Annotated in this window: 23 protein-coding genes; 20 read left to right on the top strand and 3 right to left on the bottom strand. The window is 57.0% G+C overall.

What is annotated here, in order from left to right; all coding sequences use genetic code 11:
• The first annotated feature begins 7 nt into the window (after positions 1-7).
• Together speA and speB are read left to right on the top strand one after the other, a co-directional pair.
• Entirely contained in the window at positions 8-1,984 is a 1,977-nt protein-coding gene (gene speA / locus HV242_RS19425) for a biosynthetic arginine decarboxylase (RefSeq protein WP_020883700.1), read from the top strand.
• A 209-nt stretch (positions 1,985-2,193) separates the two neighbouring features.
• The gene (gene speB, locus HV242_RS19420; RefSeq protein WP_014071686.1) at positions 2,194-3,114 is read left to right on the top strand and encodes an agmatinase; all 921 of its coding nucleotides are present in this window, start codon (positions 2,194-2,196) and stop codon (positions 3,112-3,114) included.
• 3 nt (positions 3,115-3,117) lie between these two features.
• On the opposite strand, the gene HV242_RS19415 is transcribed toward speB, so the two are convergent.
• On the bottom strand, positions 3,118-4,329 hold the full coding sequence (locus HV242_RS19415; protein ID WP_050737281.1) for an MFS transporter: 1,212 nt from the start codon (positions 4,327-4,329) through the stop codon (positions 3,118-3,120).
• A 417-nt stretch (positions 4,330-4,746) separates the two neighbouring features.
• On the opposite strand from HV242_RS19415, the gene HV242_RS19410 reads away from it, so the two are divergent.
• The 14 genes from HV242_RS19410 to HV242_RS19345 all read left to right on the top strand — a co-directional run bounded on the left by HV242_RS19410 (position 4,747) and on the right by HV242_RS19345 (position 17,441).
• Positions 4,747-5,070, top strand: coding sequence for a Rieske (2Fe-2S) protein (locus tag HV242_RS19410; RefSeq protein ID WP_020883702.1), 324 nt, complete (start codon positions 4,747-4,749; stop codon positions 5,068-5,070).
• Positions 5,067-5,375: a recombinase-like helix-turn-helix domain-containing protein gene (locus tag HV242_RS19405; protein WP_014171555.1), complete on the top strand. Its 309-nt coding sequence runs from the start codon at positions 5,067-5,069 to the stop codon at positions 5,373-5,375. Before HV242_RS19410 ends, HV242_RS19405 begins: the two co-directional genes overlap by 4 nt.
• Positions 5,376-5,385: 10 nt before the next feature.
• Positions 5,386-6,408 (top strand): aromatic ring-hydroxylating oxygenase subunit alpha, encoded by a 1,023-nt coding sequence (locus HV242_RS19400; RefSeq protein ID WP_020883703.1) that lies wholly within the window; start codon positions 5,386-5,388, stop codon positions 6,406-6,408.
• On the top strand, positions 6,408-7,157 hold the full coding sequence (locus tag HV242_RS19395) for an SDR family oxidoreductase (protein WP_050737280.1): 750 nt from the start codon (positions 6,408-6,410) through the stop codon (positions 7,155-7,157). Before HV242_RS19400 ends, HV242_RS19395 begins: the two co-directional genes overlap by 1 nt.
• Positions 7,158-7,169: 12 nt before the next feature.
• Positions 7,170-7,958 (top strand): IclR family transcriptional regulator, encoded by a 789-nt coding sequence (locus HV242_RS19390; RefSeq protein ID WP_020883705.1) that lies wholly within the window; start codon positions 7,170-7,172, stop codon positions 7,956-7,958.
• 78 nt (positions 7,959-8,036) lie between these two features.
• Positions 8,037-8,963, top strand: a complete 927-nt coding sequence (locus HV242_RS19385) for a VOC family protein (RefSeq protein ID WP_050737279.1) — start codon at positions 8,037-8,039, stop codon at positions 8,961-8,963.
• The gene (locus HV242_RS19380; RefSeq protein WP_050737278.1) at positions 8,960-10,147 is read left to right on the top strand and encodes an NAD(P)/FAD-dependent oxidoreductase; all 1,188 of its coding nucleotides are present in this window, start codon (positions 8,960-8,962) and stop codon (positions 10,145-10,147) included. Before HV242_RS19385 ends, HV242_RS19380 begins: the two co-directional genes overlap by 4 nt.
• Positions 10,148-10,172: 25 nt before the next feature.
• Positions 10,173-11,429, top strand: coding sequence for an MFS transporter (locus tag HV242_RS19375; protein WP_025203265.1), 1,257 nt, complete (start codon positions 10,173-10,175; stop codon positions 11,427-11,429).
• Positions 11,430-11,439: 10 nt separating this feature from the next.
• Positions 11,440-11,970, top strand: coding sequence for a cupin domain-containing protein (locus HV242_RS19370; RefSeq protein WP_020883709.1), 531 nt, complete (start codon positions 11,440-11,442; stop codon positions 11,968-11,970).
• A gap of 9 nt (positions 11,971-11,979) precedes the next feature.
• Positions 11,980-12,750, top strand: coding sequence for an alpha/beta fold hydrolase (locus tag HV242_RS19365; protein WP_025203266.1), 771 nt, complete (start codon positions 11,980-11,982; stop codon positions 12,748-12,750).
• Positions 12,734-13,528, top strand: coding sequence for an SDR family oxidoreductase (locus tag HV242_RS19360; protein ID WP_032678938.1), 795 nt, complete (start codon positions 12,734-12,736; stop codon positions 13,526-13,528). The genes HV242_RS19365 and HV242_RS19360 overlap by 17 nt, the downstream gene beginning before the upstream one ends.
• Positions 13,529-13,537: 9 nt before the next feature.
• Positions 13,538-14,308 (top strand): aspartate dehydrogenase, encoded by a 771-nt coding sequence (locus tag HV242_RS19355; RefSeq protein WP_020883712.1) that lies wholly within the window; start codon positions 13,538-13,540, stop codon positions 14,306-14,308.
• Between the two features lie 9 nt (positions 14,309-14,317).
• Complete coding sequence (locus HV242_RS19350; protein WP_181616862.1) at positions 14,318-15,787, top strand: aldehyde dehydrogenase; 1,470 nt, start codon at positions 14,318-14,320, stop codon at positions 15,785-15,787.
• 13 nt (positions 15,788-15,800) lie between these two features.
• Complete coding sequence (locus HV242_RS19345; RefSeq protein WP_050737276.1) at positions 15,801-17,441, top strand: thiamine pyrophosphate-binding protein; 1,641 nt, start codon at positions 15,801-15,803, stop codon at positions 17,439-17,441.
• A 59-nt stretch (positions 17,442-17,500) separates the two neighbouring features.
• Here HV242_RS19345 and HV242_RS19340 read toward each other — a convergent pair whose 3' ends face one another.
• A complete protein-coding gene (locus tag HV242_RS19340) occupies positions 17,501-18,769 on the bottom strand; it encodes an OprD family outer membrane porin (protein WP_050737275.1) in 1,269 nt (422 codons plus the stop codon).
• A 220-nt stretch (positions 18,770-18,989) separates the two neighbouring features.
• A complete protein-coding gene (gene loiP / locus HV242_RS19335; RefSeq protein ID WP_020883714.1) occupies positions 18,990-19,748 on the bottom strand; it encodes a metalloprotease LoiP in 759 nt (252 codons plus the stop codon).
• Positions 19,749-20,020: 272 nt separating this feature from the next.
• On the opposite strand from loiP, the gene tkt reads away from it, so the two are divergent.
• The 4 genes from tkt to fbaA all read left to right on the top strand — a co-directional run bounded on the left by tkt (position 20,021) and on the right by fbaA (position 25,797).
• Complete coding sequence (gene tkt, locus HV242_RS19330; protein WP_020883715.1) at positions 20,021-22,012, top strand: transketolase; 1,992 nt, start codon at positions 20,021-20,023, stop codon at positions 22,010-22,012.
• A 381-nt stretch (positions 22,013-22,393) separates the two neighbouring features.
• Complete coding sequence (gene epd / locus HV242_RS19325; RefSeq protein ID WP_050737274.1) at positions 22,394-23,413, top strand: erythrose-4-phosphate dehydrogenase; 1,020 nt, start codon at positions 22,394-22,396, stop codon at positions 23,411-23,413.
• A 49-nt stretch (positions 23,414-23,462) separates the two neighbouring features.
• Positions 23,463-24,626 carry a phosphoglycerate kinase gene (pgk, locus tag HV242_RS19320; RefSeq protein ID WP_020883716.1) on the top strand — a complete coding sequence of 388 codons (1,164 nt, stop codon included), beginning with the start codon at positions 23,463-23,465 and terminating at the stop codon, positions 24,624-24,626.
• Positions 24,627-24,717: 91 nt separating this feature from the next.
• The gene (gene fbaA / locus HV242_RS19315) at positions 24,718-25,797 is read left to right on the top strand and encodes a class II fructose-bisphosphate aldolase (protein ID WP_014171535.1); all 1,080 of its coding nucleotides are present in this window, start codon (positions 24,718-24,720) and stop codon (positions 25,795-25,797) included.
• The last annotated feature ends 43 nt before the right edge of the window (positions 25,798-25,840 follow it).

Genomic DNA, 25,840 nt, shown 5'->3' with positions numbered 1-25,840 from the left:
GTTCGCTATGTCTGACGACATGTCTTCGCTTTCGCCTTCGTCAGCGGGCGAACAGGGTGTACTACGTTCCATGCAGGAGGTTGCGATGAGCTCCCAGGAAGCCAGCAAGATGCTGCGCACTTACAATATTGCCTGGTGGGGCAATAACTACTACGACGTCAACGAACTGGGCCATATCAGCGTTTGCCCGGATCCTGACGTTCCTGAAGCGCGCGTGGATCTCGCCAAACTGGTGAAAGCACGCGAGGCGCAGGGCCAGCGTTTGCCTGCACTGTTCTGCTTCCCGCAGATCCTGCAACATCGTCTGCGTTCCATTAACGCCGCGTTTAAACGCGCGCGTGAATCTTACGGCTATAAAGGCGATTACTTCCTGGTTTACCCTATCAAGGTGAACCAGCACCGCCGCGTGATTGAATCCCTGATCCACTCCGGTGAACCGCTGGGCCTGGAAGCGGGTTCCAAAGCGGAGCTGATGGCCGTGCTGGCACATGCTGGCATGACCCGTTCGGTGATCGTCTGTAACGGTTATAAAGACCGTGAATACATTCGTCTGGCGCTGATTGGCGAAAAGATGGGCCACAAGGTCTATCTGGTAATCGAGAAGATGACAGAGATCGCTATCGTGCTGGAAGAGGCGGAGCGTCTGAACGTTATCCCGCGTCTGGGCGTGCGTGCGCGTCTGGCGTCGCAGGGGTCCGGTAAGTGGCAGTCCTCAGGCGGCGAAAAATCCAAATTTGGTCTCGCGGCGACCCAGGTTCTGCAGCTGGTTGAGATTCTGCGTGAGCGTGGTCGTCTGGACAGCATTCAGCTGTTGCACTTCCACCTCGGCTCGCAGATGGCCAACATTCGCGACATCGCCACCGGCGTACGCGAATCAGCACGTTTTTACGTTGAGCTGCACAAGCTTGGCGTAAACATTCAGTGCTTCGACGTGGGCGGTGGTCTGGGCGTGGATTATGAAGGTACCCGCTCGCAGTCCGACTGCTCCGTGAACTACGGCCTGAACGAATATGCCAATAACATCATCTGGGCGATTGGCGATGCCTGTGAAGAGCACGGCCTGCCGCATCCAACGGTGATCACCGAGTCTGGTCGCGCGGTTACCGCACACCATACCGTGCTGGTATCGAACATTATCGGCGTTGAACGCAGTGAAATTTCCGAGGTAACCCCACCGGCTGAGGACGCGCCTCGTGCGCTGCAAAGCATGTGGGAGACCTGGCAGGAGATGCACGAGCCGGGTACCCGCCGTTCGCTGCGCGAGTGGCTGCACGACAGCCAGATGGATCTGCATGATATTCATGTGGGGTATTCATCGGGCACGTTCAGCCTGCAGGAACGCGCATGGGCTGAGCAGCTTTATCTGAACATGTGCCACGACGTACAGCAGCAGCTGGACCCGAGCAACCGTGCTCACCGTCCGATTATTGACGAACTGCAGGAGCGCATGGCGGACAAAATGTACGTCAACTTCTCGCTGTTCCAGTCGATGCCGGATGCCTGGGGTATCGATCAGCTGTTCCCGGTTCTGCCGCTGGAAGGGCTGAACCACGCCCCGGAACGTCGTGCGGTGCTGCTGGACATCACCTGCGACTCCGACGGTGCTATCGATCACTACGTCGACGGCGACGGTATCGCGACCACGATGCCTATGCCAGAGTACGATCCGGAGAACCCGCCGATGCTGGGCTTCTTCATGGTCGGTGCTTATCAGGAGATCCTCGGCAACATGCATAACCTGTTCGGTGACACCGAAGCGGTTGACGTGTTTGTCTTCCCTGACGGCAGCGTAGAAGTTGAGCTGTCCGACGAAGGGGACACCGTGGCGGATATGCTCGAATACGTTCAGCTGGATCCGAAAAAGCTGCTGACCCAGTTCCGTGACCAGGTGAAAAATACCGGTCTGGACGACGCGCTGCAGCAGCAGTTCCTGGAAGAGTTTGAAGCGGGTCTTTACGGATACACCTATCTGGAAGACGAGTAAGTAAACCTGCCTCTCTCTGTTGGAGAGGGGCGGCGTGAGGGCAAGGGGCAATACCCTCGCCTATACTCACTTGAACCCGTATGAATTAGCGGCGATAATTCGCCCCAATAAGCGATTTACGAATCAATCCCTTCCTCGTCGGGTTTAACGACGCGGAGGGGATTTTTTTTCATCTGTTTTTAATGTATCGACTTTAAAGAGGTCAGGACATGAGCACTTTAGGCCATCAGTACGATAACTCTCTGGTATCTAACGCGTTTGGTTTTTTACGTCTCCCGATGAACTTCCAGCCGTACGACAGTGACGCTGACTGGGTGATCACCGGCGTGCCGTTTGATATGGCCACGTCAGGCCGTGCTGGTGGCCGTCATGGTCCGGCAGCTATTCGTCAGGTTTCCACTAACCTGGCCTGGGAGCACAACCGCTTCCCGTGGAACTTCGACATGCGCGAGCGCCTGAACGTGGTTGACTGCGGTGACCTGGTGTACGCCTTTGGCGACGCGCGCGAGATGAGTGAAAAACTGCAGGCCCATGCCGAAAAACTGCTGGCTGCCGGTAAACGCATGCTCTCCTTCGGGGGTGACCACTTCGTCACGCTGCCGCTGCTGCGTGCTCACGCGAAGCACTTCGGTAAGATGGCGCTGGTGCATTTTGATGCCCATACCGACACCTATGCGAACGGCTGTGAATTCGACCATGGCACCATGTTCTTCACCGCGCCAAACGAAGGTCTGATCGATCCAAACCACTCTGTGCAGATTGGTATTCGTACCGAGTTTGATAAAGATAATGGCTTCACCGTGCTGGATGCCGGCCAGGTGAACGATCGCGGCGTGGATGACATCATCGCTCAGGTAAAACAGATTGTCGGCGATATGCCGGTTTACCTGACCTTCGATATCGACTGCCTGGATCCGGCGTTTGCCCCGGGCACCGGCACGCCGGTGATCGGCGGCCTGACCTCTGACCGCGCCATCAAACTGGTGCGCGGCCTGAAGGATCTGAACATCGTGGGTATGGACGTGGTGGAAGTGGCTCCGGCTTACGACCAGTCAGAGATCACTGCTCTGGCAGCGGCCACCCTCGCGCTGGAAATGCTCTACATCCAGGCCGCGAAAAAAGGCGAATAAGCCTTACGCCCGGATTGCTGCTGCGCGACGCATGCGCAGCAGCAACATGCCTCCTGCCAGCAGGGTGATAACCTGCGAGACGACCAGCACCGAAAAACCTGAGCTGACTGAACCCACCGATTTCATCACCATCCCCATCAGCAGCGGAATAAACGCCGCGCAAATATTCCCAATCCCGTTGATGATCCCGTAGGCACTGCCAACGGCTTCCCGCGCCGCATGATGCTGGATAACCGCCGGAATGGCGGCCCCCTGAAGTCCCCAGAAAATATTGGCAGAGAGCATAAACAGCGCCAGCCAGCCGGGCTGGTGGCTCAGCATCAGCATGACGACGGAACTCGCCGTTAAGATCCCGCCCACCACAAACAGCAGCGGTGCCTGGTCCGGGCGCATTTTGTCGAGCAGCACACCGCCCAGAAACTTTGAGCCAAGACTCAGCAGGAAGGGGATAGCCGCGAGAAAGCCGGTCGCGTGCAGGGAGAAGTGGTGTTCATCGCGCAGCCAGGCCGGAAGCCAGGCGCTGCTGCCCCAGAGATAACTCAGCGTGGCGATTTCAACCAGCAGGATCCAGCCCAGAAGCGGCGTCTGCCAGGCAAGCGTAAAGGTCTGCACAAACCCGGACGTTCGGCGCTTTTCCGTATGTTGAGGGGCCGGCAGGAAACGCCAGATTAACCCTCCACCCAGCGCCAGATTGATCGCCGCGAGGGCATAAAATGAGCCCGCCCAGCCAAGGTGTGCCATCAGCCAGGTGATCAGCGGAAAGCCTACCGCCAGCCCCAGTGAAACGCCCAGCGCGGTAACGGCGTTGGGCTTACCAATTTCCCCGGCGCTAAAGTTATCGCTGATAAAGCGTGTTTTCAGTGAAAAGAGTGGGCCTTCGGCAATGCCCAAAATCAGTCGGGCGATGAGCATGCCCATCAACGACCCCAGCAGTGGCGAGATGGCGCAGACCACGGCCCATATCGCAATGCTGGTTAACAATCCCTGTCGGTAATGTAATTTGCTTTCGATAACTGGGGTCAATAGTAAAGCGGAAAAACCATAACCCAGCAAAAAGCAGGTCATGAGCATTCCTTGTAACATTCTGTTTTCATTTAGCTGAAAATGTTCGGCAAATTCAGGGTTTAAAATCATCACCGAGATATTTACTCGGTCAACGTAGGAAATAATAATGAGCACCAGAAGTGCCACCGTGCCTTGCCATCTTGCCGTCATTTAACCCGCCTTAATTGTGCTGTCTGTTTATATTTTTTATGAACGTTATTGTCACGTAACTAAAATGATTCACCTGTGAAACTCTTTGTTTTAATGAGATAAATTAAATAAAAGTTTCACAGGTGAAACGCCATAGGTATGCGCGTATATAATTTTTAAGGAATAAAAAGAAAAGAAGTCAATCTCTATTTTAAAAAATAAAAGATCATCAAAAAAATGTATTCATTCACGCCTGAATAATGAAAATTTCATATCGCTGCATTTTTTCGTGATCGCTTGCACACTTAGCTAATTAAACCTCGACTGATTAACAAATTCGTCACATTCGCGCTTGACGAAACATTCATCGCTTTTATATTGACCGTATTAAATAAGAAACAGAGTTTCATATATGAAACAAAAGCCTGGAGGATCGTGATGAGCTGGATAGGCGTATGTGACGCAGAACAAGTACAGGAAGATTTCCCTTTTAGCGGTAACGTCGAGGGCAAAGAGATCGGCGTTTATTTGATTGATGGCGAATATTTCGCGCTGGAAGACGTATGCCCGCACGCTTACGCGCTGCTGAGTCAGGGTTTCGTCGAGGACGGTAAAGTGGAATGTCCGCTGCATGAGGCGGTTTTCGATGTCAAAACCGGACAGTGCCTGCACGGCCCTGGCGGACGTAACCTCAATCGTTACCCGGTTCGGGTATTTGAAAACCAGATCCAGATTACCTTCGTCGAGGAGACAGTGGCATGAGCGAAAGTCTGAACTTCAACCCGGCGCTGCCGGAAAGCCGTCAGTTTACCCCTCCGGCTGAGGGCGGTAACGGCGCCATCCATAAGCCCGGTGATTACCAGAACCTGATCTGGCAGACCCGCAGCCGCGTACCGGAAAACTGGGAAATCACGCTTATTTCCACGCTGGAAGACCTTTTCGAACAGGGGGCTGAAACCGTGCCGGAACTGGTCAACGGGCTGAACGCGGTACGTATGCACGATCAGCAGGGCGAGCCATGGAGCGATGCCAGCTTCCAGGCTTTCTTACAGGTTAACGGCTACTGAGGGCAATGCGATGACGACTACCGTACAAAACTATCTTGATAAAGGTCTGCGCGGCCTCTGGTACCCGGTGCTGGCCAGCTGGGAAGTTCAGTCTGCGCCCGTGGGGATCACCCGTCTGGGCGAACAGATTGTGGTCTGGCGCAACAAAGATGGCCAGGTGCAGGCGCTGGAAGATCGCTGTCCGCACCGTGGCGCGCGTCTGTCGATGGGCTGGAATCTGGGCGATCGTATCGCCTGCTGGTATCACGGCGTGGAAGTGGCGGGCAACGGCGAAGTGAAGGATGTGCCTGCGGTGGATAAATGTCCGCTGGTCGGCCAGCAGTGTGTGCGCAGCTACAACGTGCAGGAAGTGCACGGGGCCATCTTCCTTTGGTTTGGCGTTACCGCCGATCAGCAACCCGACGAACTGAGCTTCCCGGACGAACTGGCTGACACCGACGCCTACAGCAATTTTCTCTGCACCGCCGCGTGGAAATGCAATTACCAGTACGCACTGGAAAACGTGATGGACCCGATGCACGGCACCTATCTGCACTCTTCGTCGCACTCCATGGCTGAAGGGGATCGCAAAGCGGATATGGTTCTGCAGCCAACGAAAACCGGGTTTATCTTCGAGAAAAAAGGCCAGAGCGGCGTCAACTTCGACTGGGTTGAGCTGGGCAACAGCGGCACCTACTGGATGCGTTTGTCCATTCCTTATAAGAAGCGTTTCGGGCCGGGCGGTCACTTCTTCATTGTTGGCATGGTGGTGCCGGAAGATAACGATAACTGCCGCGTCTTCTTCTGGCGTATCCGCCGCGTGCAGGGCTGGCAGCGTGATATGTGGCGTTTCATGTACCGTAACCGTCTGGAAAAACTGCACTGGGAAGTCCTTGAGCAGGACCGCGTGGTGCTGGAGAGCATGGCGCCAGATGCACGGGAACACGAATACCTTTACCAGCATGATGTGGGCCTCTCGCGCCTGCGCCGCATGATGCAAAAAGCGGCGAAAGAGCAGCTGGCGGCGCGTGAAGCTCAGCAGGGAGCCGCCTGATGAATGGGCTGCTGAACGGGAAACGCATCGTGGTGACCGGTGCCGCGCGTGGGCTGGGCTTTCATTTCGCGAAAGCCTGCGCAGAGCAGGGCGCGGCGGTGGTGATGTGCGACATCCTTCAGGGCGAGCTGGCTGAAAGCGCGCATGGCTTAAGTGAGAAGGGCTATGCGATTGAATCACACGTTATCGATCTGGCCGATCCGCTCTCCATTTCGCGGGTGTTCAGCACCATTGGCAAACAGGGACCGATCGACGGTCTGGTCAATAACGCGGCGATGGCGACCGGGGTCGGCGGCAAGGACATGCTTGATTACGATCCGGATCTGTGGGACCGGGTGATGAGCGTTAACGTTAAAGGCACCTGGCTGGTTACCCGGGATGCGGTACTGCTGCTGCGCGAAGGGGCAGCCATTGTCAATGTGGCTTCCGATACCGCGCTGTGGGGCGCGCCGCGTCTGATGGCCTACGTGGCCAGCAAGGGCGCCGTGATTGCCATGACCCGTTCAATGGCACGTGAGCTGGGTGAAAAACGCATTCGTATTAACGCCATCGCCCCGGGCTTAACCCGCGTCGAAGCGACGGAATATGTCCCTGCAGAGCGGCATCAGCTTTACGAAAACGGCCGGGCGCTCACCGGGGCGCAGCAGCCGGAAGACGTCACCGGCAGCGTGGTCTGGCTGTTAAGCGATCTGTCGCGGTTTATCACCGGCCAGCTGATTCCGGTCAACGGCGGTTTTGTCTTTAACTGAGGTAAAGCAAATATGGCAAGCGATCACGAAGTGAAGTACCTGGTGCCGGGGCTGGAGCGAGGCTTACAGCTGCTGCTGGCCTTTGGCGAGCAGCACCGTGAACTGACCTTTGCCGAGCTGCACAGGCTGGTCGATATGCCGAAAGCCACCGCCTACCGCGTGGTACAAACGCTGGAATACATGGGTTTTCTGGAGCGCAACACGCGAACCAATACCTTCTCGCTTGGCATGAACGTCCTGCGTCTGGGCTTTGAATACATCGCCTCACTGGATGTGGCGCAGGTCGGTCAGCCGGTCATCGAGCAGCTGCGTGACGTCAGCCAGTGCAGCAGTCATCTGGCGATCCGCGACGGGCGCGACATCATCTATATCGCCCGCGTCAGCGCCGCCGGTTCTCGCATCAATCAGGTGAGCATTGGTACCCGTTTGCCGGTGCACTGCACGTCGCTGGGACGCATGCTGCTGACTGATATTTCGCGAGCCGATTTCGAACAGCTGTTCCCGCACGAACGTCTGCCGGGCAACACGCCGGGCCAGATCCACGACCGTGAAGCGTTGTGGCAGATGGTGCAGCAGGACAAAGCACGCGGCTATGTGATCGGCGAATCCTTCTTCCGTCATGGCATCTCCTCCATCGTTTATCCGGTGTATGACCGCAGCGGAAGGGTGGCGGCCGTGGTGAGCATTCTGGTGCCTTCGGAGGAGATCCCGCAGACCGATCGCGAGCGCCTGCAAAACGATGTCCGCATGGCGGCGGATAAAATTTCTGGCTTCTTAGGGTATTTGTCACAGGCCAGTTAAATCATCAGGTTAACGCCAGGCGCTTCATTGCGTCGGGCATGTTTTACGCCCAATCTGGGCCAGACGAGGCAACGAACGATGTGTATAACCGGAATTGAAAAGCTGGAATTTGGCGTCGAGAACCTGACGCACTGCGCAAAATTTATGCGTGATTTTGGCCTGACGGGCGATGCCAGCGGCCAGCGTTTTACTACCCTGAGCGGCGCGCGCGTGGAGCTTAATCCTGTCGACAGCCCTGACCTGCCGCCAGCGTTTGAAGCAGGAAATACGTTGCGCCGGATGACCTGGGCAGTCGCCACCCGGGACGATCTGGAGGCGCTGCGCCCGAAGCTTGAGAAGCAGCCCGGTTTTCGTGAGGTGGGCGACGCGCTGGAGTGCCGCGATCCGAACGGCATGACCCTGCGCGTACAGGTCAGCCATCAGGTGCCGGTGGAGCTGAACGTCGAGCCGATTAACCAGTGGGGCGATGCCCGCCGTATCGACACGCCAAGCCCGGTCTACGAGCGCGCCCAGCCTATTAACGTGGGCCACGTGGTGTTCTTCGTGGAGGAGCTGGCGGCGGTGGAGACGTTCTACCGTGAGGTGCTTGGGTTCCAGGTGTCTGACCGCTACATCAACCGTGCGGTGTTCCTGCGCTGTGGCGTGCGCGGCGGGCATCACAACCTGTTCCTTCTTCAGCTGCCTAACCGTAAGCGGGGTTTGAACCACGTGGCCTTTACCGTACGCGACATTCACGAGGTGATCGGTGGTGGGATAGCGATGAACAAAAACGCCTGGAGCACCTTTATTGGCCCGGGGCGTCATCCGGTCTCCTCGGCCTATTTCTGGTACGTCAACAGCCCAACTGGCGGGGCGTTTGAATACTACACCAACGATGATTACCTCACCGAAAACTGGCAGCCGCGCGAGCTGGAACATTCGCTGGTGTCGTTCACCGAGTGGGCGGTTGAGGGTGGGATTGACCACGACACGCGCCGTCAGCAGAAAAAGCCGGAGGCGGTATGACCTCGCGCATTGTCATTATTGGCGGCGGTCAGGCAGGTGGCTGGGCGGCGAAAACCCTGCGTGACGAAGGCTTCGACGGCGAGATTTGCGTCGTGGCGGAAGAGGGGTGGGATTTCTACGAACGCCCGCCGCTGTCCAAGGCTGCGTTACTGGAGCCGGACGCGCCGCTACCGCGTCTCTTTCCTGAAGCGGCGCAACAGGCATTGGACCTGACATGGTGCCGGCCGGTGCGCGCGGAATCTCTCGATCGTCACGCCAAAACGGTGCGCTTAAGCAACGGTGAATACCTTAGTTACAACATTCTTTTAATCGCTACCGGTGGTCGGGCGCGTCTGCCGGGCGATGCATGGGCGGCCCACCCGCAGGTCTATACCCTGCGCCACTGGCAGGACGCACAGCGGCTGAAGGCGCGCCTGGCAGAGAGTCAAAACCTGGCGATTATCGGAGGAGGCTGGATTGGCCTGGAGATTGCGGCCTCCGCGCGTAAATGTGGCGTCGCCGTGACGCTGTTTGAGCAGCAGCCCGCGCTGTGCATGCGTTCGGTGAGTGCCGAGGTATCGCAGCAGCTGGAAACACTTCACCGCGAACAGGGCGTGGATATCCGCACCGGCTGCGGAACGCTGGAGCTTGAAGATAACAATGGTCTGCCGGTCATTCACTGTGACGGCCAGCGTGAAACCTTTGATGCCGTGGTCGTCGGGATCGGTGTTGATCTCAATCTGGAGCTGGCGCGCGATGCGGGTCTGCAGACTGAGCGCGGGATCGTGGTGGACGCTCAGGGGCGAACGTCGGATCCGTTTATTTTTGCTGCCGGTGATGTGGCCCAGCACCATCACTATGGGCTGTGCATTCAGTCGTGGGCCTTTGCCCAGAATCAGGCGGTTGCCACGGCAAAGGCGATGCTCAATCCCGATGCCCCCGGCTATGACGACGCGCCGTGGCTGTGGTCGGATCAATACCAGCACAACATTCAGATCCTCGGTATTCCGCAGGCCGGCTGCACAACCCTTGCCCGGGATAATGCGCTGTTTTTCTCACTGGATGAAAACGGACGGCTGACCCAGTTGGTGGCGTTCAACGATGCGCGTACCGTCAAGCTGGCGAAACGCTGGATGGCTGCCGGAAGGGATCTGTCCGATGTGCCGCTGGCTGACCCGACTTTTTCACTGATGTCATTGCGATAGCTAACCCGCACCCGTAGGGGGAGACATGACCACATTTGAGACTAACACCGCGCCGGTTGAGGCAAGCGGTGAGGGCACCCGCACGCCCGAAAAAGCGGTGCGCTGGGCCATCCCGCTGTCATTGCTGGCCTGCGTGCTGCTGGCATTTTTCGACAAAATCAGCATTGCGGCGCTCTTTTCCGACAGCCATTTCCAGCAGGCGATGGGCATTGATTTTGACACCACGCGCCTCGGCATTCTGATGAGCGCCTTTCTGCTGAGCTACGGCTTCTCATCGGTCTTTTTAAGCGGACTGGGGGACAAGATTGCACCGCTTCGCCTGCTCACCGGCATGATGGTGGTGTGGTGCGTGCTGATGGTGGCCATGGGATTTACCCATAACTACACGGTCATGATCGTCCTGCGCATTTTGCTGGGCGTGGCAGAAGGGCCGCTGTTTCCACTGGCGTTTGCCATTGTGCGGCATAACTTCCCGCAGCATCTGCAGGCGCGAGCGACCATGTTGTGGCTGCTGGGTACCCCGGTAGGCGCGGCGATTGGCTTCCCTCTTTCTATCTGGCTGCTGAATGCCTTCGGCTGGCAGAGCACCTTCTTTGTGATGGCGATGCTCACCGTGCCGGTGCTGGTGTTTGTGCGCATTGGTCTGCGCGGGATCCGTCTGGGTGCCAAACCGGCTGCGGATCGCGAATCACAGGATGAACGACGTGCCGCGCGGCGCGAGCTGTTTGTCAGCCCGCACTTCTGGATTATCTGCATCTTTAACATCGCGTTTCTCACCTACCTGTGGGGAATCAATGGCTGGCTGCCGGGTTACCTGATTAAAGGGAAAGGCATTCATCTTGAACACGCGGGCTGGCTGTCGTCGATGCCGTTTATTGCCATGCTGGCGGGTGAGGTGATTGGCGCATGGCTTTCTGACCGGGTCGATAAACGCGCGGTGGCCTGCTTTATCTCGATGGCTGGCGCGGGATTAGGCCTGACGGCGGTCATGCATCTTGATACCCCGCTGGCCGTTATCGCGGCGATGAGCTTTAGCACCTTTATGTGGGGCACCGGTGCGCCGAACATTTTCGCACTGCTGGCGAAGGCTACCCATCCCCGGGTGAGCGCGACGGCGGGCGGTATTTTCAACGGGCTGGGAAACTTTGCGGGCGCGCTGTCGCCGGCGGTGATGGGCGCGTTGATCGCCTTCACCCACAGCATGGATTCCGGGCTGATTTTTCTGGCGGTGATGGCGGCGGTGGGCTGCGTCCTGTTACTGCCGCTGCTGAGACGTTACTGAGGAGAGTGTCATGACTGATTCAACCGTAACTGCAAAACCAGGCATTAAACCTGACCATCTGACCATGGAAGAGTGGATCGAGTCGCGCATTGCGCGCTTTGAAGGGCGTAAATATGACTGGAACGCGCTGAAGTTCCAGGCCGATTTCGATCCTAAATACCGCCGTGCGCAGATGCGCTACATCGGTACCGGGGCAACGGGCGTGGCAAGCGATACCAATACCGTGCCGGCTGAGCACTTTACCTTCTCCACCATGGTGCTGCCGTCGAAGTGCGAGGGACCATTGCATCTGCATGACGACGTGGAAGAGGTGTTCTTCATGCTTAAAGGGCAGATCACGCTGATGATCCAGGACGGCGATCACTACACCGAAACCGTGCTGCGCGAACGCGATCTGATCTCCGTTCCGCCGGGCATCTATCGCGGTCTGTTCAATCATGGTGAAGAAGAGGCGCTGATGTGCGTGATGCTCGGCACCAACAAGCCGGAAATCCCGACCTATCCGGCCGATCACCCGCTGTCGAAAGTGAAGCGGAACTAAGGGGGCGCGATGACGGGCTTTCGTGAACAGGGAAGCGGCATCCCGCTGATGCTGCTCCACGGCATCAGCTCCGGCGCTGCCTCCTGGCATAAACAGATGGCGCTGAACGGTTTTCGCGTGCTGGCGTGGGACATGCCCGGTTATGGCGAAAGCCCGATGCTGGCGGTTGAGCGCGCCAACGCGGGGGATTACGCCGACGCGCTGGCGGCCATGCTGGACCGCGCGGGCGTCTGGCAGGTCGTTCTGGTCGGGCATTCGCTTGGGGCGCTGGTGGCAAGCGCCTTTGCGGCGAAGTATCCCGAACGCGTACTGCATCTGGTACTGGCCGATGCCGCGCAGGGTTACGGCCAGGCCGAGCCGGCGCAGCGCGAGCAGGTCTGGCGTAACCGGGAGCAGCAGATGGCGCTTGGGGGCGAGATCCTGGCGCAAACCCGGGCCGCTAAATTATTACGCCCGGGCGCGCGTGAGGACGATATTGCCACCGTTGCGGCGGGCATGCGCAAACTGCGCCCGGAAGGCTACCTCGCTGCCGCATGGATGCTGGCACATGACGATATTCACGGCTGGCTGAAGCGTTACGCCGGTGACTTTGAAGTCTGGTGCGGTGAGCAGGACGCCATTACCCAGCCTGAGCTGGTTCAGGGGCTGGCGCTACGTTACGGCATGCCGTTTACCGCGATTCCCCTGGCCGGGCACGCCAGCTATCTCGATAACGACGCGTTTTTTAATCAACAGCTTTTACGTATCAACGAAGAGGTGCGCGATGAATGCACAAATTGACGGGCGCGTAGCGGTAGTCACCGGCGGTTCTTCTGGCATTGGTTTTGAAACGCTGCGCTTGCTGCTGGGCGAGGGGGCAAAAGTGGCGTTCTGTGGCCGCGACCCGGACCGGCTTGCCAGCGCGCATGCGTCGCTGCAAAACGAATTCCCTGATGGCGAGATTTTCTCTCACCGCTGCGACGTGCTGGACGCAGACCAGGTTCAGACCTTTGCCCAGGCCGTTAAGTCCCGCTTTGGCGGGACAGACTTGCTGATTAATAACGCCGGACAGGGGTATGTGGCGCACTTCAATGACACCCCGCGCGAGGCCTGGCTGCATGAAGCCGAACTGAAACTGTTTGGGGTGATTAACCCCGTACAGGCTTTTCAGCTGCAGCTGGAGCAATCGGATATTGCCTCCATTACCTGCGTGAACTCGCTGCTGGCGCTGCAGCCAGAGGAACACATGATTGCCACCTCCGCAGCACGTGCCGCGCTGCTCAATATGACGCTCACGCTCTCGAAAGAGCTGGTGAGTAAGGGCATCCGCGTGAATTCCATTTTGCTTGGCATGGTGGAATCCGGCCAGTGGCGGCGTCGCTTTGAGAACCGGGCGGATAAAAGTCAGAGCTGGCCGCAGTGGACGGCGGATATTGCCCGCAAACGCGGCATTCCGATGGCGCGTCTCGGTAAGCCGCAGGAGCCTGCGCAGGCTCTGCTGTTCCTCGCTTCGCCGCTGGCTTCGTTTACCACCGGTGCGGCGCTGGACGTTTCCGGCGGCTTCTGCCGTCATCTGTAAGGACACATCATGAAAAAAATCATGTTAATCGGCTACGGTGCCATGGCGCAGGCGGTCATTGAGCGTCTGCCCGAGCAGGTTGCCATCGGCTGGATCGTGGCGCGCGAGACGCATCATGCCGCGATTCGCCAGCAGTTTGGCGATGCGGTGGTGGCACTGACCTCGCCCGCATTATGTACGGATACTCCCGATCTGGTGCTGGAATGTGCCAGCCAGCAGGCGGTAGCGCAGTACGGGGAAGCGATTTTACGCCGTGGATGGCATCTGGCGGTGATCTCCACCGGCGCGCTGGCAGACAGCGCGCTGGAACAGCGTCTGCTTAACGCAGGCGGAAAGCTGACGCTGCTCTCCGGGGCGGTGGCGGGCATTGATGGCCTGGCAGCGGCAAAAGAGGGCGGGCTTGAGAAGGTGACCTACCAGTCGCGTAAAAGCCCGGCCAGCTGGCGTGGAAGCTATGCCGAGCAGCTTATCGATCTTAACGCCGTGTCCGAGGCGCAGATCTTCTTTGAAGGCAGCGCACGTGAAGCGGCACGACTGTTTCCGGCCAACGCCAACGTGGCGGCGACCGTGGCACTTGGCGGCGTGGGGATGGATGATACCCGTGTGCAACTGATGGTTGACCCGGCCACTCAACGCAATACCCACACGCTGCACGTCGAAGGGATGTTTGGCGAGTTCCATCTGGAGCTGAGCGGGCTACCGCTTGCCAGCAACCCCAAAACCTCCACCCTGGCGGCACTCAGCGCGGTTCGCGCCTGCCGTGAACTGACGCAGCGCTGAGGAGCGACGATGGACGAACTTAACATTTTCATTGGCGGCAACTGGCGGCGTGGCGGCGGTAACCTGATGCAGAGTCATTTCCCGGCAGACGGTGCGGTGAGCGCCACGCTCCACGCGGCAAGCTTGGACGATCTGCAGGAGGCTATCGACGCCGGAGAGCGCGCGTGGCGCGATCCTGCCTGGCGTAACAGCCTGCCGCATGCGCGTGCGAAGATCCTGCATAAGGTGGCGGATCTGATCGAATCCCGCGTCGATGAACTGGCCCGCATGCAGAGTCGCGACAACGGTAAACCGCTGGCGGAAGCGCGGGGGCTGGTGATGAGCGCGGCAGGCACGGCGCGTTATTTTGCCGCCGCCTGCGAGCTGCTGGAAGGTGAACTGCCGACCCCACGCCAGCCCGATGTGCTTACCCTCAGCCGATATGAACCGCTCGGCGTGGTGGCGGCTATCACGCCCTGGAATTCCCCCATTGCCAGCGAAATGCAGAAAGTGGCGCCGGCCATTGCTGCCGGTAACGCGGTGGTTCTCAAACCAGCCGAAGCCACCCCGCTGATGGCGCTGGAGCTGGCGCGTATTTTTGAGCAGGCAGGCTTACCCGCCGGGCTGCTGAGCGTGCTGCCGGGCAAAGGCTCGGTGATTGGCGATGCGCTGGCGCGTCACCCGAAAGTGCGAAAAATCTCCTTTACCGGTGGCACCACCACGGGCCGTCATCTGGCGCACGTGGCGGCGGAAAAATTGATCCCGGCCTCGCTGGAACTGGGCGGTAAATCCCCGACCATCGTGCTGGAAGATGCCGACGTTGAGCTGGCTGCGCGCGGGATCTGCTACGGCATTTTCAGCTCGGCGGGTCAGGCCTGTATTGCCGGTTCGCGGCTCTTTATCCATGAGCGCCTTTACGCCCCGCTGATGGCGAGGCTGCTCGAATTAACGCGCGGCCTGCGGGTCGGGCATCCCTTTACCGACGGCACCCATGTGGGACCGCTGATTAACGACGCGCACCGCAAGAGCGTGCAGGCTTACGTTGAACTGGCAAAGCGTGAAGGGGGCCGCGTGCTGTGTGGCGGGGAGAGTCCTGCCGATCCACTGCTGGCAAACGGCAGTTACTTCCAGCCCACCATCATTGAAGGGCTGACCAACGGCGCGCGCGCCTGTCAGGAGGAGATCTTCGGCCCGGTGCTGGTGGCGATGCCCTTTAGCGATGAAGCCGCGTTGATCCGTGAGGCGAATGACTCCGTTTATGGCCTTGCCGCCGGGATCTGGACGCGGGATACCGGGCGCGCCCTGCGCCTGAGCGAGCAGCTTGAAGCGGGCACGGTGTGGATAAACACCTACAAAGTGTTTGCAATTTCGACCCCGTTCGGGGGCTTTAAAGAGAGCGGTCTGGGCCGCGAAAAGGGCATTCAGGGGCTGAAAGCCTGGATGCAGCAAAAGAGCATTTATCTGGCGACGGGTAACAGCGTCAACCACTGGTGCGACTGAGAAAGGGTGAGTAATGAGCGAAATGATAACCGTCGGCGACGCCATCGCCAGAACGCTGGAGCAGTATCAGGTTGAGGCCATCTACGGCGTCATCTCCATCCACAATTTACCCATCGCCGATGCGGTAGGGCAGCGCGGGAATATTCGCTTTGTACCCGCACGTGGCGAAGCGGGGTCGGTCACCATGGCCGATGCCCACGGCCGTTTTTCCGGGCTCGGTGTGGCGCTGACCAGTACCGGCGCCGGGGCGGGTAACGCCGTCGGCGCGCTGGTGGAAGCCATGAATGCCTGTACGCCGCTGCTGCACATCACCGGTCAGGTGGAAAAAGCCTGGCTGGATGCCGACACCGGCTTTATCCACGAAACCCGCGACCAGCTGACCTTCCTGAAGGCCAGCTCAAAACGGGCATACCGCATCAGCAACGCAAACCAGGCGATAGCGATCCTTCACAAGGCCATTCAGGAGGCGCAAACTCCGCCGTGCGGGCCGGTTTCCGTGGAGATCCCGATTGATATTCAGGGGGCGAAAATCCCCGTGTCGCTGATCACCGCTCCGGTGAAACCGACGTCGGTTTCCGCGGTTGATACGACAGTGGTCGACACGCTGTGGGCGCAGCTTAAACAGGCCAGACGGCCGCTGCTGTGGCTGGGTGGCGGAGCGCTCGGTAGCGCTGATGCGGTAAAAAAACTGGCGGATGCGGGAGTGACGGTTATCTCCAGCACCCACGCGCGCGGCGTGCTGCCGGACAGCCATCGCGCCAGCCTGCGGGCGTTTCATAACTCGCCGTCAGTTGAGGCGTTGATCGCTCAGTGCGACTTTACGCTGGTCGCTGGCTCACGCCTGCGCAGCAACGAAACCCGCTCGTGGACGCTTGAATTACCGCATCCCCGCGTCCAGATTGATATCGACCCCGCGGCGGCGAGCCGCAACTATCTGATGGACACAACCCTTGTGGCCGACTGCGCGGCGCTGTTAACCGCGCTGGCGGCTAAAGCGCAGGGGCGTGAATGGGGCGATGCGCAGTGGGATACGCAGGTGCAGCAGGCGCTGGCGAAAGCTGTTGCGGGGCTGCGTGAGCAGTGCGGTGCTTATGCGAAGCTCAACGACGCCATCGAGAACGCGCTGCCGCAAGATGGCCTGCTGGTTCGTGATATCACCGTTTCCGGAAGCCTGTGGGGCAGCCGTTTGTTCCGCGCCAACGGACCGCTGATGAACATTCACTCGCTGGCAGGCGCCATCGGCATGGGGCTACCGATGGCGATTGGCACGGCGATTGCCAACCCGCAACGCAAAGTGGTGGGGCTGGTGGGCGATGGTGGCGTAAGCCTGAATCTGGGCGAGATGGCAACGCTGGCGCAGGAGAAGGCCAACGTGACGCTGCTGGTGATGAATGACGGCGGTTACGGCGTCATGCGCGGCATTCAGGATAAGTATTTCGGCGGGCGCCAGTATTATAACGAGCTGCATACCCCGGACTTTACGCAGCTGGCGCATGCGATGGGGTTACAGGCGTGGAGCGTCGAACGGGCGGAGGATTTTGACGCGGTGATGACCGAAGCGCTTGCCATGCCAGGACCGTCGGTAGTGGAAGTGCGGATGGGACAGATTGGCGCGCTTAAGTTTGCCGGGCCGCCGCAGAAGACGTTGTACTAAACGTGTTTACCCTCACTCGCGCCCTCTCCCTTAGGGAAAAGGGCGGGTGAGGGGCTTAATCAGAACACGTTAAACGGGTATTCCACGTACGCGCGGATCTCATCCCCGCCCACGTTATAGTCGCTGGCGTTGCTGGACACGCGCAGGACGGAGTAACGGAGTTTCAGTTTCAGATCTTTAGCCGGGCCGTCCTGCACCTGATACTGGATCTGGTTAAACCACTCATGCTCTTTACCGTTGCTGGTTTCAGAGGTCTTGATGTTGTCGCCACGCACGTAAGCTGTGGTCCAGCTCAGTCCCGGTAAACCCAGACCGCCGAAGTCCAGTGCGTAAGAAGCCTGCCATGAGCGCTCGTCTTCGCCGTTGAAATCAGACCAGTAGGAGTTCGCCAGCCAGATGGTATTGCCGCCGTCACCTACGCCACCCTGATCGCGATAGCTGCCATAGTGATAGCCGGTGCTGCCGCTGCTCTGCTGATACGCCACCTTGAAGGTATGAATATCCCAGATGTAGCTTGCCGCCAGGCTCCAGATGCTATTGCTGCGTCCGGTATCAAGGCTGTCTGCGTAGCGCTGATCCAGGCGTGAGTTATAGCCGTTGAAATCGAGCACCAGCTGTTGCCCGGTGCTGAACGGCTGTTTGAAGTTCATTCCCAGGTACTGCTTGTTCATCACCTCTTCCACATGAGAGGCATACAGCGCACCGCTGAACTGGTCGTTGAACTGGTAGCTCGCACCGCCAAAGGAGAGGCTCTTCAGGCCGCTGTCGTGGCGGTCGTCACTTTTGCGCTGCTCATCGGTGAAGTAACCGGCGTTCACTTCCAGACCCGCGATCTCTTTTGATGTCAGCATGGTGCCGGTAAAGCTTTCAAACAGCAGACGGGAATTGTCGGCATTCACAATCGGTAATTCCGGACGCTGGTTACCGTAGCTCAGCACGGTATTGGAAATACGCATTTTTGCTGTGGCGCCAAATTTCGCCAGTTCGGATTTAGCCCGGCCATCGTCTTCCTGTTTAAAGAAGTCAATGCCGCCCGCGCCGCTCTTTCCACGACCGCCGTCCAGACGCACGCCATACTGGGCAATGCCGTCCACACCAAAGCCAACCAGCCCTTCGGTATAGCCGGATTCGAACGTGGCAACGATACCCTGACCCCATTCGGCTTTGTCCTGCTGGCCCTGATGATAATCACGGCTGATATACGCATTGCGTAAAAACAGATCTAAATGGCTGTCATCAATAAACCCTTTGCTGTCGGATTGCTGGCTTGCAACGGCGGGTAATGCGGCGAATAAACTTAACGCAATTAATGATAATTCTTTTTTCACGGAGGGAACGTCTCTTTCTTAATATTGTAAATTGAATTACTGCGAGCTCGATAATTACCCGAATGGTAAATGATTGCAATAATTATGTGACGAGACGTTTCAGGGCAATAAGCCAGTGTTTGCGCGGCTTAGAAAGGTACTCAATCGCTATTACCGATATGTGCGGTTAAATTAACAATTCATGCGAAATAAAAAGGAGGCAAATATGCCTCCTTCTGAATTATTTAATTCCGTCTGCGGCCATACGGTCGCGAATATGCTGTGCGCGCTCTTCTGACGCCGGGTGGTCATCAAACATGGAGCTCTGGCGACCGGCTTCCAGTTTGGCCAGTTTTTCGAAGCTGGTGGCTAAACCTGATGGATTAATGCCGCGTTTGCGCAACAGATCGTAGGAGTAGTCATCCGCTTCGGATTCCTGACGCTGCGAGAACTGAGAGTTAACCAGTTTTTCACCCACATCGCCAAGCTGCGACTGTGACAGGCTGCCGACGATACCGCCCGTAGACGCCGCCGCCGCGCGGATGGCGTTAGTGCCTAACGCAACCTGCATGCCTTTCTTCACGTGGCCAAGTGCAACGTGGCCCATTTCATGGCCGATAACCGCTTCAACTTCGTTGTCGGTCATCATATCCATCAGCCCGCTGTAAACGCGGATGCAGCCGTTCGCCATCGCGAAGGCGTTTACATCTTTGGCCATGTACACCTTATAGTTCACCGGCTGGCCATTAATGTTATCACCCAGCGCGGAGGCTATCTTATTCAGACGCTGCGTGTAGGTACTATTGGCCGGGGCAAGCGTGGCTTTTCCGTCCATATCTTTACAGGCCTGGTCGCTCAGCGCTTTAACCTGTGCGTCGCTCAGGGAGTAGGCCTGAAAGGCTTCTGCGCCTGAGGACATCAGGCCGTTAGAATCCATATTCTGACAGCCGCTCAGCAGGAGCGTTGTACCCAGGGCCAGCACTATTGCACGCATTTTCATGATGTCGCTTCCGTACTCGTTAATCTGAATAAAATCTGAAAAGTGCACCGGCAACGAAGCCGGGGTCGGGCTAAGTATAAGGAATATCTACGGGGGCGGGCGAGCAGATTGCGCAACATGCGAGCATGATCCAGAGATTTCTTAAGCTGCAAAAGAATGCTCCATGTACATGACATGCCGCTTGGGTTACATTGTTGGCACTTTTTTCCGGCGTAGCCCAAAACGCGCTGTCGTCAAGGGCATGGCCTTTAACAGTCCGATCTGGAGTTAAAATGTCCTCACGTAAAGAGCTTGCTAATGCTATTCGTGCGCTGAGCATGGACGCAGTACAGAAAGCCAAATCCGGCCACCCGGGCGCCCCTATGGGGATGGCTGATATCGCCGAAGTCCTGTGGCGCGATTTCCTGAACCACAACCCGCAGAACCCTTCCTGGGCTGACCGCGACCGTTTCGTGCTGTCTAATGGCCACGGCTCAATGCTGATCTATAGCCTGCTGCACCTCACTGGCTACGATCTGCCAATTGAAGAGCTGAAAAACTTCCGCCAGCTGCACTCCAAAACGCCAGGTCACCCGGAAGTGGGTTACACCGCAGGTGTAGAAACCACCACCGGCCCGCTGGGTCAGGGTATTGCTAACGCGGTGGGTATGGCGATTGCCGAGAAAACCCTGGCCGCGCAGTTCAACCGTCCAGGCCATGACATTGTTGACCACTTCACCTACGCATTCATGGGCGACGGCTGCATGATGGAAGGCATTTCTCACGAAGTGTGCTCCCTGGCAGGTACCCTGAAGCTGGGCAAACTGGTTGCGTTCTATGACGACAACGGCATCTCCATCGACGGTCACGTTGAAGGCTGGTTCACTGACGACACCGCGAAGCGTTTCGAAGCTTACGGCTGGCACGTTGTGCGTGGCGTTGACGGTCACGATGCTGACTCGATTAAACGTGCAGTAGAAGAAGCGCGCGCTGTGACGGACAAGCCGTCACTGCTGATGTGCAAAACCATCATTGGTTTCGGTTCCCCGAACAAAGCGGGTACCCACGATTCTCACGGTGCGCCACTGGGCGACGCGGAAATCGCACTGACGCGCGAAGCGCTGGGCTGGAAATATCCTGCTTTCGAAATCCCATCTGAAATTTACGCGCAGTGGGATGCTAAAGAAGTGGGTCAGGCGAAAGAATCCGCATGGAACGAGAAGTTCGCTGCCTATGCGAAAGCCTTCCCACAGGAAGCGGCTGAATTTACCCGTCGTATGAAGGGTGACATGCCGTCTGACTTCGACGCCAAAGCGAACGAGTTCATTGCTAAACTGCAGGCGAACCCATCCAAAATCGCCAGCCGTAAAGCCTCTCAGAATGCGATTGAAGCGTTCGGTCCGCTGCTGCCAGAATTCCTGGGCGGCTCCGCTGACCTGGCGCCATCTAACCTGACAATCTGGTCTGGTTCTAAAGCAATCAACGAAGACACTGCCGGTAACTACATCCACTACGGTGTGCGTGAATTCGGTATGACCGCGATTGCGAACGGTATCTCCCTGCACGGTGGTTTCCTGCCGTACACCTCTACCTTCCTGATGTTTGTCGAGTACGCGCGTAACGCCGTGCGTATGGCTGCGCTGATGAAACAGCGTCAGGTGATGGTCTACACCCACGACTCCATCGGTCTGGGCGAAGATGGTCCAACTCACCAGCCGGTAGAGCAGGTGGCTTCCCTGCGCGTGACGCCAAACATGAGCACATGGCGTCCATGTGACCAGGTTGAGTCCGCCGTGGCGTGGAAATACGGTGTTGAGCGTCAGGACGGTCCAACTGCACTGATCCTCTCCCGTCAGAACCTGGCACAACAGGAACGTACTCCAGAGCAGCTGGCGAACATCGCCCGTGGTGGTTACGTGCTGAAAGATTGCGCGGGTCAGCCAGAGCTGATCTTCATCGCGACCGGTTCTGAAGTTGAGCTGGCTGTTGCCGCATGGGAAAAACTGTCTGCCGAAGGCGTTAAAGCGCGCGTGGTTTCCATGCCGTCTACCGATGCGTTCGACAAGCAGGATGCCGCCTACCGCGAATCCGTCCTGCCTAAAGCCGTTACCGCGCGCGTGGCAGTAGAAGCAGGTATCGCTGACTATTGGTTCAAATATGTGGGCCTGAACGGCGCAATCGTCGGCATGACCACCTTCGGTGAATCTGCTCCGGCAGAGCTGCTGTTCGAAGAGTTCGGCTTCACCGTTGAAAACGTTGTCGCGAAAGCAAAAGAACTGCTGTAATTGTTTGTAGGGGAGGGGCGCGAGCCCCTGTCCATGCTCTCACTGAGAAGAGGGCGCAAACACCCTAAACGGTAACCTTTGGGTTACCGTTTTGTTTTTTCACGCTATCCGCCTTATATGTCCACTATTCCTCAAACATGTAACGTTCCTGTGAATTATTCCATCCAAAATGTGACGCAAGTCATATAGCGCGCTTATTGCTCTGGACAGACATTCCTTTTATTCCCTGATTCGCTTATTCTAGCTGAAGCGTTTCAGTCGATTAAATGTTCGACAATTGACCAATCAATCGCAGTTTGTGACAGCAAGGATTCCCCTTCGGGCGTAGCTGGATTACTCTTTCAGCCACCTCAAACTCAGGGATAGCTTTGCAGGAGATCTATGACCGTACGCGTAGCGATTAATGGCTTCGGTCGCATCGGGCGTAACGTGGTTCGTGCTTTATATGAATCCGGGCGTCGGGCGGAAATAACCGTGGTGGCTATCAACGAACTGGCGGATGCTGCGGGCATGGCGCATTTGTTGAAATATGACACCAGCCACGGACGCTTTGCCTGGGATGTTCGCCAGGAAAGAGATCAGTTGTTTGTCGGCGACGATGCTATCCGCGTGCTGCATGAGAGCAGTATTGCCGGGCTACCGTGGCGTGAACTGGGTGTGGATATCGTACTTGACTGTACTGGCATATACGGTAACCGCGAGCATGGCGAAGCGCATCTGACAGCAGGTGCGAAAAAAGTCCTGTTTTCCCATCCTGGCAGCAACGACCTCGACGCGACCGTCGTATTTGGCGTGAATCAGCATGAGCTGCAAGCCGAACACCGCATTGTTTCCAACGCCTCCTGCACCACCAACTGCATTATTCCGGTCATCAAACTGTTAGACGATGCGTATGGCATTGAATCCGGCACCGTAACCACGATTCATTCAGCGATGCACGATCAGCAGGTGATTGACGCCTACCATCCGGACTTACGACGCACGCGAGCCGCGAGCCAGTCAATCATTCCGGTGGACACAAAACTGGCGGCAGGTATCACCCGTTTTTTCCCGCAGTTTAACGATCGTTTTGAAGCAATTGCCGTACGTGTACCGACGATTAACGTCACCGCAATTGACCTGAGCGTGACGGTGAAAAAACCGGTAAAAGCCTGTGAAGTCAACCTGTTGCTGCAAAAAGCGGCACAGGGGGCATTTCATGGTATAGTTGACTATACGGAATTACCGTTGGTCTCAGTAGATTTTAACCACGACCCGCACAGCGCCATTGTCGATGGCACTCAAACGCGCGTCAGTGGCGCACACCTTATCAAGACGCTGGTCTGGTGTGATAACGAATGGGGCTTTGCTAACCGAATGCTCGACACCACGTTAGCAATGGCCGCTCAAGGTTTCAGGTAAGACGCATCGTGCGTCTGCAAAACTTTAAGAATCAACGAGAGGATTCACCATGTCTGTAATTAAGATGACCGATCTGGATCTGGCTGGTAAACGCGTTTTCATCCGTGCTGATCTGAACGTACCGGTTAAAGATGGCAAAGTGACCAGCGACGCGCGTATCCGTGCATCTCTGCCAACCATCGAACTGGCTCTGAAGCAGGGCGCTAAAGTGATGGTGACCTCCCACCTGGGTCGTCCAACTGAAGGCGAGTACAATGAAGAGTTCTCTCTGCTGCCAGTTGTTAATTACCTGAAAGACAAACTGTCCAACCCGGTTCGCCTGGTAAAAGATTACCTGGACGGCGTAGACATCGCTGCCGGTGAACTGGTTGTTCTGGAAAACGTTCGCTTCAACAAAGGCGAAAAGAAAGACGACGAAGCGCTGTCCAAAAAATACGCTGCACTGTGTGACGTATTCGTGATGGACGCTTTCGGTACTGCTCACCGTGCGCAGGCTTCAACCCACGGTATCGGTAAATTCGCAGACGTTGCGTGTGCCGGTCCTCTGCTGGCTGCTGAGCTGGACGCACTGGGTAAAGCGCTGAAAGAACCTGCTCGTCCAATGGTTGCAATCGTTGGTGGTTCTAAAGTTTCTACCAAACTGACCGTACTGGATTCGCTGTCTAAAATCGCTGACCAGCTGATCGTTGGCGGTGGTATCGCGAACACCTTCGTGGCGGCACAAGGCCATAACGTCGGTAAATCCCTGTACGAAGCGGATCTGGTTGACGAAGCAAAACGTCTGCTGACCACCTGCGATATCCCGGTTCCAACGGATGTTCGCGTCGCGACTGAGTTCTCTGAAACAGCGGCTGCGACCCTGAAATCTGTTAACGACATCAAAGATGATGAGCAGATTCTGGACCTGGGCGACGTTTCTGCACAGAAACTGGCTGAAATCCTGAAAAACGCAAAAACTATCCTGTGGAATGGTCCTGTTGGCGTGTTCGAATTCCCGAACTTCCGCAAAGGTACTGAAATCGTTGCTAACGCTATCGCAGACAGCGAAGCGTTCTCTATCGCAGGCGGCGGTGATACGCTGGCAGCAATCGACCTGTTCGGTATTTCTGACAAGATCTCCTACATCTCCACTGGTGGCGGCGCATTCCTCGAGTTCGTGGAAGGCAAAGTACTGCCAGCAGTAGCAATGCTCGAAGAGCGCGCTAAGAAGTAAGCCATTCAAGGGCAGGGAAACCTGCCCAATTTTCAGCGCGCTTTAAGAGCTCGCACCTTTTCTAACGGCCGAAGATACAGGACTAAGCAACATGTCTAAAATTTTTGATTTCGTAAAACCTGGCGTGATCACTGGTGATGACGTTCAGAAAGTGTTCCAGGTAGCTAAAGAAAACAACTTCGCTCTGCCAGCAGTTAACTGCGTTGGTACCGACTCCATTAACGCCGTACTGGAAGCTGCTGCAAAAGTTAAAGCACCGGTTATCGTTCAGTTCTCTAACGGTGGCGCAGCATTCATCGCAGGTAAAGGCGTGAAAACTGACGTTCCTCAGGGCGCGGCAATCCTGGGCGCAATCTCTGGTGCGCACCATGTACACCAGATGGCTGAACATTACGGTGTTCCGGTTATCCTGCACACTGACCACTGCGCGAAGAAACTGCTGCCGTGGATCGACGGTCTGCTGGACGCGGGTGAAAAACACTTCGCAGCGACCGGTAAGCCACTGTTCTCTTCTCACATGATCGACCTGTCTGAAGAGTCCCTGCACGAAAACATCGAAATCTGCTCTAAGTACCTGGCGCGCATGGCCAAAATGGACATGACCCTGGAAATCGAACTGGGTTGCACCGGTGGTGAAGAAGACGGCGTGGACAACAGCCACATGGACGCTTCTGCACTGTACACCCAGCCAGAAGACGTTGATTACGCTTACACCGAGCTGAGCAAAATCAGCCCACGCTTCACCATCGCAGCGTCCTTCGGTAACGTACACGGCGTTTACAAACCAGGTAACGTGGTTCTGACCCCAACTATCCTGCGTGATTCTCAGGAATACGTTTCTAAGAAACACAACCTGCCGCACAACAGCCTGAACTTCGTCTTCCACGGCGGTTCCGGTTCTTCTGCTCAGGAAATCAAAGACTCCGTAAGCTACGGCGTAGTGAAAATGAACATCGATACCGACACCCAGTGGGCAACATGGGACGGTATCCTGCAGTACTACAAAACGAACGAAGCTTACCTGCAGGGCCAGCTGGGCAACCCGAAAGGCGAAGACCAGCCGAACAAGAAATACTACGATCCACGTGTATGGCTGCGTGCTGCGCAGACTTCCATGGTGGCGCGTCTGGAGCAGGCTTTCAAAGAACTGAACGCGGTTGACGTTCTGTAATTTAAGCTGCTCATAGCATCAGAAGGCCCGCGAATGCGGGCCT

Source organism: Enterobacter sp. RHBSTW-00593, assembly GCF_013784105.1.
GTDB classification, from domain to species: Bacteria; Pseudomonadota; Gammaproteobacteria; order Enterobacterales; family Enterobacteriaceae; genus Enterobacter; species Enterobacter ludwigii.
The sequence above is the reverse complement of the archived record's forward strand: the minus strand, read 5'-3'. Positions and strand labels throughout refer to the sequence as shown.